The sequence below is a fragment of the Sorangium sp. So ce448 genome, assembly GCF_051520915.1.
In the GTDB taxonomy this organism is placed as follows: Bacteria; Myxococcota_A; Polyangia; order Polyangiales; family Polyangiaceae; genus Sorangium; species Sorangium cellulosum_B.
This window is the reverse complement of record NZ_CP150343.1, coordinates 5,353,978-5,366,480: the sequence shown is the minus strand read 5'-3', so window position 1 is coordinate 5,366,480 and position 12,503 is coordinate 5,353,978. Positions and strand designations below refer to the sequence as shown.

The following is a 12,503-nucleotide window of genomic DNA, read 5'->3' as shown; positions in this document are numbered from 1 at the left end:
GACAGGCGGCCCTTGGCCGGGAACGGCGCGCGCGCGGAGGTCGATCCGCGGCCGCAGCACGCCCCGTTGGCCATGGAGGGCCCGGGGGCGTGGCGTCAACTCCGCGGATCGCGGCGCCGCGGCTTGTGTAAGGTGGCGCCATGTCATCGCATCGAACGATGCTGCTCGGCGTCGCGGTCGGGGCAGCGGGCGGTCTCACGGCGAACGCTGTCGCGGCAGGGCGCCCGGCGCTCACCTGGATCGTCGATCACATCACCTACCCGGTGGGCCAGATCTTCCTGCGCCTGCTGTTCATGCTCGTGCTCCCGATCCTGTTCTCGGCGCTCGTGATGGGCGTCTGCGAGCTCGATCTGAAGCACGTCGGTCGGCTCGGCCTGCGGACGCTGGGCTACACGGCCGTCGTCTCGAGCATCGCTGTGCTGATCGGCCTCGTCCTGGTGAACCTGATCCGCCCGGGCGACGGCCTGCCCGAGGCGGTCCGGAGCCTGGCGCATGGCGGGGGGATCAAGGCGGCGACCGCGCCGGCCGACACCTCGCCGGTGGGGATGATCATCGCGATGGTGCCGGACAACATCTTCAAGGCGGCGGCAGGGGGCGACGTGCTCGCGGTGATCACGTTCTCGCTGCTCTTCGGCATCGCCCTGTCGCTCACCCAGACCGACGCGGCGGTGCGGCTCCGCGAGTGCATCCAGGGGCTGCTCGACGTCTCGATGCGGCTCATCGAGGGGGTGCTCCGGTTCGCGGCGATCGGCGTGGGCGCGCTGCTCTTCACGATCACGTCCCGCATGGGCATCGGCATCATGCAGCAGCTGGCGGCGTATGTGCTCACGGTGCTGCTCGGCCTCGGCCTGCACATGTTCGTGGTCTATTCGCTCTCGGTCCGCTTCCTTGGCGGGATGTCGCCGGTCGCGTTCTTTCGCGGGAGCCGGACGGCGATCGTGACGGCGTTCTCGACCGCCTCGTCGAACGCGACGCTGCCGACCGCGCTGAAGGTGGCCGAGGAGGAGCTGAAGCTGCCGCCGTCCGTGGCGCGCTTCGTGCTGACCGCCGGCGCCGCGATGAACCAGAACGGGACGGCGCTGTTCGAGGGGGTGACCGTGCTCTTCCTGGCCCAGGTCTACGGCGTCTCTCTGAGCTTCGGGCAGCAGGCGACCGTGATGCTCATCTCGGTGCTCGGGGGGATCGGCACGGCGGGCATCCCGGCCGGCTCGCTGCCCGTCATCGCGATGATCCTCGGGATGCTCGGCATCCCGCCCGAGGGGCTCGGCCTGGTCCTCGGGGTGGATCGGTTCCTCGACATGTGCCGGACGGTGATCAACGTGGTGGGGGACCTGGCAGCGGCGGTGTTCGTATCGCGGGATCAGCACCCGAAGCCGCAGGAAGCAGCCGGCGCGTGACTGGACGGGGCGAGCGCCCGCACGCGACGCTTCGCAGCCGAGGCGTCGCGCCCCGCAGGTCTGGAGCGCCCGCTCCCGACCGTCGGGGCTGAGCCGCTCGCCGACGTTCCTGGGTTCAGGCCGCCATCTTCATGCCGGGCATCATCATGCCCATCACGTTCGGCATCATGCCGCCCATCATCGGCATCATTGGCATCATCGGCATGTTCATCATGGCTCTCCCCTGGGGCAGTCGTTGCGGGAAGTGAAGTAACTCCCTGACCGGATCGGAGCAATGTTGAAGACTTGGAGCGCCGTGTTTTCGTCCACGGGAGCGGACAGAGCTCTGGACGGAGCGGATGGCGGGCCGAACCAAGCAGCGGATCATCCACGATAACGGCAGCCATCGCTGCCGTGCTGGTCGAAACAGAGCCCCGTGAGGCGGCCGCGCTCAGGATGGGAGTCTCGGAGAAGATGCGCCGGAAGGCCGTTCCGTCGCGGTCGAGGTGCGCGCGGGAACGTGGAACCTGGCGCAACCGTGACGCGCAGGGACGCCGGGTGGACCGTACCGCTCTCGGTCACTCCAGGGTGAACGTCGCTCCGGTCACCGGATCGCGCAGCAAGATCGACACGTCCTCGCCGGCGCTCTTCAAGCGCGCTCGCGCCTCCTCGATCGCCTCGTCCACGGCTTCCTCCGCCGCCTTCTGCGCGGCCTCCCCTGCCCCCTCGCCGCTCGCGCCGCGCTGGGCCGCCCGCTGGTCCTCCTCGGCTCGCTGCGCCCGCTCGCGGTTCGCCTCGGTATCGAGGGCGTCGCTGGTCTCGCCGACGGGCACCACCTTCACGAGGAAGTTACCCACCCGCAGGCTCATCGGATCCGGCTTCTTCGGGTCGCTCACGGCGTCTGTCCTCCCGCCACGCATGAGCTTGCCGCAAATCCGCGCGATCCACCACCCCGACCGCCGCGCTGATCGCGAGGCGCACGCGCACGCCCCTCAGGAGAACGACCGGTGCTCCGGCCGGTAACGAGCGCTGGCCGTCGCATAGTCCACAAACCCATGAACTCGAGGCGACAGCATCTTCATGACCGACTCCTTGCAAAATCGATGTCCGGATTGAGTGCCTTCGTCGGTCCGGAAATTTGCAAGGGATATGCCGCCCAGAGTTGCCGCCCAGAGGCTCGCGGGAGAGAGCGCTTCGACGGCCGAACCCGGGCCACGTTTCCGCCCGGGGGCGCTCAGCCATGAACGCTCTTCGTGTGGCACATCGCCCCGCCGTGCGTCACTTCGCGGCGGAGATCAGGAGCTCTGGATCGACGCGTGTCTCGAAGAGATTCATGCGCCAGTCGAGGTGCGGTCCGTTCGTGCGGCCGGTCATCCCGACGGTCGCGATGACCTGCCCCTGCTTGACCTCGTCGTTCACCTTCACGGCGAAGCCGTGCAGATGGATGAACGTGGAGGTCAGTCCCTGCCCGTGATCGATGATCACGGTGTGACCGCTCAGCGGGAGATCCTTCTCGACGAGCACGACCTTGCCGCAGGCAGGCGCGCGCACCGGCGTGCCGACGGGCACCGCGATGTCCACGCCCCAGTGGATCCCGCCGTCCGTGCCGTTGAGCAGGCGCGGCTGGCCGTACCGCGAGGTGATGGGGCCCTTGGACGGCCAGATGAAGCCGTTCTTGTAGCAGTTCCTCTTCGTGTACTTGTTTCGGAGCGCGTCGAGCTTCTTCTCGGCCTGCGTGAGCTTCACGCGCGTCGCCATGTCGAGCTTGACCATGTTCTCCGGCAGGTGGTCGACCTTGTCGACCTCGAACTTGCGGGGCTCCACGTCGAAGAGCTTCTCGAGCACCTGCCCGTCGTCGAACGTGATGGTCAGCTTCTCCTGCGCTGGCGCGTTGCGCGAGAAGGCGATCAGGAACTCGCCTTCGTCGCTGACGGTCACGCGATGGCCGGGGAACGCCATGCGGCGCAGCTTGCCGTTCAGCTTGGCGCGCAGGAGCCCGCCCTGGACGGCGCGCCCTTCCACCGAGAGGCGGCTGTCGTCGGCCGCGGGCGGCCCGGCGTCGGCCGCCGCCGCGCTCGCCGCGGGCGCCGCGGCATCGGCGGTGTCAGCCGCCGCGGGAGCGGCGCTGGCGTCGGGCGCCTCGACCGGTGCGCTGCTCGCGGAGGCGACCGGGGCGGCTGAGGCAATCGGCGCCGGATCGGCGGAGGCCTGGGCGCCCGTGGTGGACGAGCTCGAAGAAGGAGCACCGCGATCGCAGGCAGCGATCGTGAGCAGACTTACAACGATGACGGGAACGCGCATGACGGCGATCGTGCCAGAGTTTCCGTACATCGACGAGATAATGTCGAAGCGCGTCATTCAGGCATGGTCCGGTCGCAAGCGACCCGAGCGCCTTGCAGACGACCTGAGCGCCTTGGCGCGGCGCCCTCACCCTCGTTGGCGCGTGACGAGCGCCAACGGGCGCCGGGCTCGCGACGCCGCGCGCATCAGGCGATGCGCGGCGTGACGGATCGAACGCGGCGGGCAGCGCGGTGAGGATCAGTTATCGACGCGAGGGGTGTCGTGCCGCGGCTGCGGCCGCGCCGGGGGCTGCGCCTGTGCGGGGGGCTGCGCCTGCGGCCGAGCTTGCCCCTGGGGATGCGGCCGGCCCTGTCCCTGCGGCCGAGCTTGCCCCTGCGGCCGGCCCTGCGCCTGCGGCCGAGCGTGCCCCTGGGGGTGTGGACGGCCCTGTCCCTGCGGCCGGCCCTGTCCCTGCGGCCGAGCTTGCCCCTGGGGACGGCCCTGTCCCTGCGGCCGAGCTTGCCCCTGCGCCTGCTGTGCGGGCCTGGGATCGATCTGGAAGAAGGGAACCCCGGGGTCGGCGAGGAGGGGGAGGCGCTTCTGGATGAGGCGCTCGATGTCGGCGAGATAAGCGCGCTCCTCGCTGTCGCAGAACGAGAGCGCCACCCCGGACGCCCCGGCGCGCGCCGTGCGGCCGATGCGGTGCACGTAGCTCTCCGGGATGTTCGGGAGGTCGTAGTTGATCACGTGCGAGATGTCGTCGATGTCGATGCCGCGCGCCGCGATGTCGGTCGCGACGAGCACGCTCGTCGTCCCCTGCTTGAAGCTCGCGAGCGCCCGCTCGCGCGCGCCCTGGGACTTGTTCCCGTGGATGGCGACCGCCTCGATGCGCGCACGGCTGAGCTGCTGGACCACGCGGTTGGCGCCGTGCTTGGTGCGGGTGAACACGATGGCCCGGCGGAGCGCGGGATCCTTGAGCACGTGCTCCAGCATCGCGCGCTTGTCGGACCGCTCGACGAAGACCACCCGCTGGTCGATGTTCTCGGCCGTCGTCGCGATCCGCGCGACCTCGACGCGCACCGGGCTGCGCAGGATGCTGTTCGCGAGCTTCAGGATGTCCGGCGGCATCGTCGCCGAGAACAGGAGCGTCTGCCGGCGCTCGGGCAGCATCGCGAGCACGCGCCGGATGTCGTGGATGAACCCCATGTCCAGCATCCGATCGGCCTCGTCGAGGACGAGCGTGTCGAGCCGACCGAACGGGGCGATGCCCTGCGAGCAGAGATCGAGCAGCCGGCCCGGCGTCGCCACGAGCACGTCGACGCCGCGGCGCAGCGCCTCCATCTGGGGGCGCTGCCCCACCCCGCCGAAGACGACCGCGGTCCGCAGGCCGAGGTTCTTGCCGTACGTGGTGAAGCTCTCGGCGACCTGCGCCGCGAGCTCGCGCGTCGGGGTGAGCACGAGCACGCGGAGCCCGCCCTGCCTCGACCCGCCGCTCTGCGCGAGGCGCTGCAGGATCGGCAGCGCGAACGCGGCGGTCTTGCCCGTCCCGGTCTGCGCGCAACCGAGGAGGTCGTTGCCCTCTAGGATGGGCGGGATGGCCTGCTGCTGGATGGGCGTCGGGGCGCTGTACCCCTCGGCCTCGATGGCACGGAGAAGCGGTTCGATGAGCTTGAGATCGGCAAATTGCATGGACATCGGGCTGGAATCGGGCTGGAGCACAGCCCCTCCTGAGCAAGGTCGGAGAGTACGCCGCGGCACCGCGCCCTCCTTGCGAAGAGGGTTCGATCACGGAGAGCTGCCGCCTCGCGCCCCCTTGAGCGGGGGGCTGCGAGGACCAATGACAGCGACCGAGCACCGCGACCCGTGCCAGGTCAGTCCGAGGCGGCGACTCTAGTACGGCGTGGTGAGGAAGTCGAGCCGCTCCGCTCGCGGTGCGCAGAGCGCCCTCCGCGCGCGCGGCGCACCATGCTAGACCGTCGCCCGAGCGGAGGGCCCGCTTCTCGCGCGCTCGCGCTCGCAGGTCCCCCCGCGTCGCCCCGCGTCGCCCGCGACCTCCAGCGTCTTTCCGCCCCTTCGAAGCAGCGCAGCACGCCATGGCCGAAACCGCCGAAGCCTCGAAAACGCCGGCTCAGGTCGGGCACTCCGCGCCGGAGCGCCCCGTCCTTCGGTCGCCCCGATCCCGCCTTCGGCGCTGGGTTCTCGGTGCCGTCGCCGTCCCGATGCTCTCCGGGGCCGGGTTATGGATCGCGGTGCACCGCATCCCATGGATGGGTCCACTCGTCGCGAACGGGCTGCGTTCGGTGATCGGGGCCGAGAACGTGACGGCGCTCGAGGAGACCGCCTACGCCCTGGAGGATCGCGTCCACCAGTTCTGGCGCAAGGACGAGCCGCCGAAGACGTACTGGGAGGTGCCCGAGCCGCCGGGCCCTGCCGCGACCGCCTCGCCATCGGCGGTCGCAACGCCGAGCCCGGCCGCGGGGGGCACCGGCGCGGCGGCGTTCCGGCCGACGGACGTCGGCCCCTCGCACGCGGCCTGGTCGGCTCCCGGCGACGGGCGGTGGGTGCCCATCGCGGATCACGCCCATCCGAGCGACGCGCCGCGCCTCCACAAGACGCTGCTCCACCCCGATCCGAACCGCTCCTGGGCGGAGCTGTTCATCGTGGCGGTGGATCTCGCGCGGGTCGATGTGCACCTCGTGGCCGGCTCCCGGGAGCCGGCGGCGACGACCGAGGAGGGCAAGCCCTACGAGCGGCCCGCGAAGATCCCCGAGGCGGACCACGAGCGGCTGCTCGCGGCGTTCAACGGCGGCTTCATGACCGAGCACGGCCAGTGGGGGATGCGGGTCGACGGCGTGACGCTCGTGCGCCCCCGGGACCAGGGCTGCACGCTCGCGCGGGGCCGCGACGGGCGGCTGCAGATCGCGCCGTGGACCAGGCTTTCGGCGGGAGAGAGCGACATGCAGTGGTGGCGGCAGACGCCGAGCTGCATGGTCGACGAGGGCGAGCTGCACCCGCTGCTCCGCGCGCCGCAGGTCCGCAACTGGGGCGCCACGCTGGACGGCAACACGGTGATCCGCCGCTCCGCGGTGGGGCTCGACCGCGACGGCAAGGTCCTCTACGTCGGGATCAGCAATCACACGACGGCGCCCGCCATCGCGCTCGGGATGCAGCACGCCGGCGCCTCGGCGGTGGCGCAGCTCGACGTGAACTGGTCGTACCCGAAGTTCCTCCTCTACGAGCCGGGTGAGGGCGGCGCCCTCGCGCCGGTCGCGCTGGCCAGCGGCTTCGAGTTCTCGGAAGACGAGTACATCCGCAAGCGCTCCCTGCGCGATTTCTTCTACCTGACCCGCAAGACCCCGGCGCCCTCGACCGCGACCCCGTGACCTCGTGATGCCTCGCAGCGGCCGGCGGTCCCCTCTGGACCGGGGCTCGCGCCCGCGCGTGTAGGCCCGGGTCGAGCCGCTGTCGAAGGCTCGCGGACGCCTGCCTGCCCGGCGCGGCGGCCGCCGGCGCCGGCGGTGCGCGCTGGCCCGGTCCTCGCCTCGCCGTGCGCGCGGCCTCGTGCGGCGCGGTCGGCCCTCGCGGCAGGAACGTGTCGTCCAGGTGAGCCCGTCGAACCGCATTGCATCGAGCGAGCACCTTTTGCCACACGGGCGAGCCCGTCGAACCGCATTGCATCGAACGAGCATCTTTTGCCACAGGACAAGGACTCTCACGCATCGCAACGCATTGCGATCAGACCACCTCGATTTCCAATCAGATTTCATCAAGGCTGCTGGTATCCGCGATTGACAGCGCGAGGGAGCTCGATAGGTAAAACAGGCAAACGAGACCTCACGGCGGAACACCATGCGTTTTTATGCAGACCTCCATGTGCACTCGAAGTACTCCCGCGCGACGAGCAGCGATTGCGATCTCGCGCATCTGAGCTACTGGGCTCAGCGCAAGGGCATCGCGGTGCTGGGCACGGGGGACTTCACCCATCCAGCGTGGATGGCCGAGCTCCGCGAGCACCTCGTGCCCGCAGAGCCCGGGCTCTTCCGCCTGCGGGACGATCTCGGACGCGCGGTCTCGGATCGGCTCCCCGGGGCTTGCCGCGGAGAGACGCGCTTCGTCCTCTCGGTGGAGATCTCGACGATCTACAAGAAGGGAGATCGGACGCGGAAGATCCATCACCTCCTCTACGCGCCCAGCTTCGACGCGGCGGAGCGCATCGTCCGCGCGCTCGCCAAGATCGGCAACCTGACCGCCGACGGGCGGCCCATCCTCGGGCTCGATTCGCGCCACCTGCTCGAGATCGTGCTGGAGGCCGGCGAGGGCTCCTACCTCGTGCCAGCGCACATCTGGACTCCCTGGTTCTCGGTGCTGGGCTCCAAGGCGGGCTTCGACGCGGTCGAGGAGTGTTATGGCGATCTCGCGCCGCACATCTTCGCGCTCGAGACCGGGCTCTCGTCCGATCCCGCGATGAACTGGCGGATCTCCGGGCTCGATCGGTACCGGCTCGTCTCGAGCTCGGACGCGCACTCGCCCGCGAAGCTCGGGCGCGAGGCCACGGCCTTCGACGCGCCCCTCGACTACTTCGCGATCCGGCGCGCCCTGGAGACCGGTGAGGGCTTCGGGGGCACGGTGGAGTTCTTCCCGGAAGAGGGCAAGTACCACCTCGACGGCCACCGCAAGTGCAATGTCGTGCTCTCGCCGGCGGAGACGCGGGCGCTCTCCCTCGCCTGCCCCGTGTGCGGGCACCCGGTCACGGTGGGCGTGCTGCACCGGGTCGAGGAGCTCGCCGATCGCGACGAGGGCGTGCGCCCCGAGGGCGCGAGCGAGTTCCGCAACCTGGTGCCGCTGCCCGAGATGCTGGCCGAGCTCCACGGCGTGGGCGCCTCCAGCAAGGTGGTGCAGCGGAGCTACGACGGGGTGCTGTCGCGCATCGGCCCCGAGCTGTTCCTCCTCGGCGACGCCCCGCTCGACGAGATCGAGCGCGCCGGCACGCCCCTGCTCGCCGAGGCGATCGCGCGGATGCGCGAAGGGCGCGTGATCCGCGACGCAGGCTACGACGGCGAGTACGGCGCGATACGGGTCTTCCAGCCGGAGGAGCTCGCGCAGCGCCGCGGGGGCGGGCTCCTCTTCCAGCCGGAGGCCGCGGCGCCGAAGCCGCCTCCCTCGGGGGCGCGCGATCCCGCGGCGCCACGCCCCCCTCCGCGCCGCGGCCGGGCCGACGCGGCCCCTCGCCCGGCGCTGGCCGGGGAGGTGTCCCGCGGCGCGCCGCCTGCGCCGGGCGGCGCAGCGCCGCTCGACGCGCTCGACCCGGAGCAGCGGGCCGCGGCGGAGATCACGGACGGCGCGCTGCTCCTCCTCGCGGGGCCAGGCACAGGCAAGACCCGCACGCTCACGCACCGGATCGCCCACCTCGTCCTGGATCTCGGGGTGCCGCCGGAGCAGTGCCTCGCGATCACCTTCACCCGCCGCGCCGCCGACGAGCTGCGGGAGCGGCTCGGCGCGCTGCTCGGTGAGGCCGGCGGCCGCGTGCCCGCCATGACCTTCCACGCGCTCGGCCTCTCCCTGCTCCGCGAGCACGCGCAGGGCGCGGGGGCCGCGCCGCCCGCGATCGCCGGCGAGCGCGAGCGGACGGCGCTGCTCGCCGCGGCGCTCGGCGTCCCGGACCGGCGGGCGGCCAGGTTGCTCGCCGACATCGCCGCGCTGAAGCGGCGTTACCCGCGCCACGCCGACGCGCACGCGTCGCCGGCCGCAGGCGGCGAGATCGACCGCCACGTCGACCGCGCGTGGAAGGTGTACGAGGACGAGCTCGCCGCGCGCGGGCTCCTGGACCTCGACGACCTGATCGGGCACGCCGCCCTGCTCCTGGAGGAGCAGAGCGGAGCGCTCGCCGCGGCGCGGGAGCGGGCCCGGTATCTCTCCATCGACGAGTACCAGGACATCGATGAGCGCCAGTACCGGCTGGTGCGCGCGCTCGTCGCTCCCGGCGGGAACGTCTGCGCCATCGGTGATCCCGATCAGGCGATCTACGGATTCCGCGGCGCGGACGTGGGCTTCTTCTTCCGTTTCCAGCAAGATTTCCCGGCGGCGCGCGTGGTGCGCTTGAAGCGGAACTACCGCTCGTCGCGCCCCATCGTCGAGGCGGCGCTCCAGGTGATCGCGCCCTCACCGACGCTCGGCGCGCGGGAGCTCCTGCCGAGCGCGGGCGGCGTGGAGCTCGTGGCGGTCCACGAGTCGCCGACGGAAGCCGCCGAAGCCGAGCGCGTGGTCCACACGGTCGAGCGGATGCTCGGCGGGTCCACGTTCTTCTCGATGGATAGCGGGCGGGTGGGCGACCCTGCCGGGAGCGGCGACTATTCCTTCTCGGATTTCGCGGTGCTCTACCGGACCGAGGCGCAGTCCGAGCGGCTCCGGGAGGCGTTCGCCCGCTCGGGGATGCCGTTCCAGCGGCGGTCGGAGCGCCTCCTCGCCGAGCGCGCGGGCTCGGAGGCGCTCGCGCGGGCGCTCGCCGGCACACCGCCGGGGCCGCTCGCGGCGCGCCTCAAGGCGGCCGCGGCGCGCCTCCGCGAGGAGGTAGCGCAGCCCGGGCTCGCCGGCGCTCCGCCTGCGGCAGGCGCGGCCGAGGAGGGCCCGGAGGGCGCGGCGTGTCTGCGCGAGGCCGACGTGGACGCGGCGCTGGAGCTGCAACTCGCGCTCGCGGAGCGCTGCGGCGGCGACGTCGAACGCTTCTTGATCGAGCTCGCGGTGTGCTCCGAGATCGACACGTGGGATCCGCGGGCCGACCGCATCTCGCTGCTGACGCTCCACGCGGCCAAGGGGCTCGAGTTCCGGGTGGTCTTCCTCGTGGGGTGCGAGGACGGCCTGCTCCCGCTCCGGTTCCCCGGCAGGGGCGAGACGGACGTCGCCGAGGAGCGCCGGCTCTTTTATGTGGGCATGACGCGGGCGCGAGAGCGGTTGTTCCTCACCCGCGCCATGCAGCGCGCGCGGCACGGCAAGGTGGTTGAGACCGAGGTGTCGCCGTTCGTGCGCGAGGTGGAGGAGCGGCTGCTCCTTCGGGCCGGCCCGTCGCCCGAGGCGCAGAGGGGCTCACGCGCCGGGGTCGATCGTCAGATGAAGCTCTTCTAGCGCGGCGCGCCGCCGAGCCGCTTCTGGGCCGCGCATGCCGCCTTGTCCTGCGTCCGCATGCACTGGTCAGCGTAGAAGGTCCGGGCCCGCTCCTTGTCCTTGCGCTCCAGGAGCGGGCCGAACGCGTCACACGCCTTCTTCTCGCCCCACTGCGTGCAGGCCTTCTCGTAGAGCGAGTAGGCCCGCTCCGGATCGGCGGTCACGCCGTCGCCGCGCTGCCAGATCTCGGCGGCCCGCACGCAGCCGCCGGTGCCACACACCTTCTCGTAGAGCGCCGCGGCGCGCGGCATGTCCTTCGGAATGCCGTTCCCCTTCTCGTACATCCCGGCGAGGCTCAAGCACGCCTCGGCCCCGAACCCCTTCTCCGGACAGCCCCTCTCGAAGAACGAATACGCCTTCGCGACGTCCTTCGGAACGCCGTCGCCCTGCGCGTAGACCGAGCCGGCGGCGTTGCAGGCGCGCATGTCCCCCAGGCTGCAACCGTGGCTGTACGCCGCGATCGCCTTCACCCCGTCCTTCGGCGCCCCCTGCCCCTTGCGCAGGATGTCCCCGAGATCGACGCAGTCCTCGGACTGGCCGCCCTGGCACGCGCGCTGGAGCACGCCCACGGCGACCCCCACGTCCTTCGCCGCGAGCTTCCCCTCGACCAGCATCTTGCCCAGCGCGCTGCAGCTCGGTCCGTGCCCGAGATCGCAGCCGCGCCGGAGGAACGCGACCGCGCGCGTCGGGTCCTTCGGGAGCACCGCCTGCGGGCCCTCGCTGAGGTACCACTCGGCCACGCTGAAGCACGCCCAGCCGTCGCCCATCTCGCACGCCTTGTCGGCGAACTCTCGCACCTTGGCCCGCCCCGCGGCGTCCGGGGGGACCTTGGCGCTCTTCATGTCGCGCAGGAGCTGCTTCGCCCTCGCGTAGCAGGCCTGCGTGACGCCGGCGCCGCACGCCTTCTCGAACAGCTCCGCCGCCCTCGCGTCATCGCGCGGAAAATCCTTGCCGCCCAGGTACTGAATCCCGAGGTGATAGCAGCTGCCGGCATCGCCCTTCCCGCACTCCGCCGCGCAGGATCGGGCGTCGGTGGGCTCGCACAGGTGCGCGGGCGCGAGCGCAGGCGGGGAGCACTTCGCCCCGCTCTGCACCGTCCCGAGCGGGCACAGGCTCGACAGCTTCGGGAACTCGTCTTCCGCCTGCTTCACCGGAGCCTCGGCCGCCGCCGCCTTCTTCGCGAGCAGCGGGACGAGCTCCAGGCGCAGCGGCGCATGGCAGCGCTCCGTCGGCGCCTGCGCGTCGGGCTTCGCGGCCCGGCAGGCGTCGAGCTCCCCTTCCTTGCTCGCGGTGCCGCCCTGGCCCGCCGTCGCGGCCGCCCCGACCGCCCCGAAGACCTGATCCACCGTCCGCGCCGTGCCCCGGCTGCCTGGCGTCATCGCGAACGCCCCGAGCAGCGCGGCGCGCACGAAGTGCGTCGCTCCCTCGCAGCTGCCCGAGAGATCCTGCGAGGAGGAGGAGGCCACCGTGGTCGCCATCTTCCCCGTCGGCACGAGCGCCACGTCGATCGCGGCCGAGCCGCCGCCCTCGATCGCGGTGCTCAGCGCCGGAGCCCCGAAGGGGACGTTCGCCTGCATCTCCGCAGGGTTTGTTAATTGTATTACTTTCTCTGCCCGGGTCACGCCAGCGAAGGAGTAGCTCCCTGGGAGCTTGCACTGCGTGAGGAGCTTCAGCGTCGTGCAGTCGTAG

7 protein-coding genes are annotated in these 12,503 nt (G+C 71.5%); 3 read left to right on the top strand and 4 right to left on the bottom strand.

The window, feature by feature from the left end; translation table 11 throughout:
- Positions 1–140 precede the first annotated feature (140 nt).
- On the top strand, positions 141–1,397 hold the full coding sequence (locus tag WMF45_RS20145; protein ID WP_437718505.1) for a dicarboxylate/amino acid:cation symporter: 1,257 nt from the start codon (positions 141–143) through the stop codon (positions 1,395–1,397).
- A gap of 557 nt (positions 1,398–1,954) precedes the next feature.
- On the opposite strand, the gene WMF45_RS20140 is transcribed toward WMF45_RS20145, so the two are convergent.
- The 3 genes from WMF45_RS20140 to WMF45_RS20130 form a co-directional block, all read right to left on the bottom strand.
- Positions 1,955–2,272: a hypothetical protein gene (locus WMF45_RS20140; protein ID WP_437718504.1), complete on the bottom strand. Its 318-nt coding sequence runs from the start codon at positions 2,270–2,272 to the stop codon at positions 1,955–1,957.
- A gap of 382 nt (positions 2,273–2,654) precedes the next feature.
- A complete protein-coding gene (locus tag WMF45_RS20135; RefSeq protein WP_437718503.1) occupies positions 2,655–3,677 on the bottom strand; it encodes a M23 family metallopeptidase in 1,023 nt (340 codons plus the stop codon).
- A 237-nt stretch (positions 3,678–3,914) separates the two neighbouring features.
- Positions 3,915–5,345, bottom strand: a complete 1,431-nt coding sequence (locus WMF45_RS20130) for a DEAD/DEAH box helicase (RefSeq protein WP_437719557.1) — start codon at positions 5,343–5,345, stop codon at positions 3,915–3,917.
- A gap of 578 nt (positions 5,346–5,923) precedes the next feature.
- Between WMF45_RS20130 and WMF45_RS20125 the strand changes: the two genes are divergently transcribed.
- Both WMF45_RS20125 and WMF45_RS20120 read left to right on the top strand, forming a co-directional pair.
- Positions 5,924–7,039 (top strand): hypothetical protein, encoded by a 1,116-nt coding sequence (locus tag WMF45_RS20125; protein ID WP_437718502.1) that lies wholly within the window; start codon positions 5,924–5,926, stop codon positions 7,037–7,039.
- Positions 7,040–7,505: 466 nt separating this feature from the next.
- Entirely contained in the window at positions 7,506–10,775 is a 3,270-nt protein-coding gene (locus tag WMF45_RS20120; RefSeq protein ID WP_437718501.1) for a UvrD-helicase domain-containing protein, read from the top strand.
- On the opposite strand, the gene WMF45_RS20115 is transcribed toward WMF45_RS20120, so the two are convergent.
- Complete coding sequence (locus WMF45_RS20115) at positions 10,772–12,391, bottom strand: SEL1-like repeat protein (RefSeq protein ID WP_437718500.1); 1,620 nt, start codon at positions 12,389–12,391, stop codon at positions 10,772–10,774. The two genes, WMF45_RS20120 and WMF45_RS20115, sit on opposite strands and share 4 nt — an antisense overlap.
- Between the last annotated feature and the right edge of the window lie 112 nt (positions 12,392–12,503).

Coding starts and splice junctions, on each gene's coding strand:
- WMF45_RS20145 (WP_437718505.1), top strand. CDS start 141: ATGTCATCGCATCGAACGATGCTGCTCGGCGTCGCGGTCGGGGCAGCG.
- WMF45_RS20135 (WP_437718503.1), bottom strand. CDS start 3,677: ATGCGCGTTCCCGTCATCGTTGTAAGTCTGCTCACGATCGCTGCCTGC.
- WMF45_RS20130 (WP_437719557.1), bottom strand. CDS start 5,345: ATGCAATTTGCCGATCTCAAGCTCATCGAACCGCTTCTCCGTGCCATC.
- WMF45_RS20125 (WP_437718502.1), top strand. CDS start 5,924: ATGGGTCCACTCGTCGCGAACGGGCTGCGTTCGGTGATCGGGGCCGAG.
- WMF45_RS20120 (WP_437718501.1), top strand. CDS start 7,506: ATGCGTTTTTATGCAGACCTCCATGTGCACTCGAAGTACTCCCGCGCG.
- WMF45_RS20115 (WP_437718500.1), bottom strand. CDS start 12,391: ATGCAGGCGAACGTCCCCTTCGGGGCTCCGGCGCTGAGCACCGCGATC.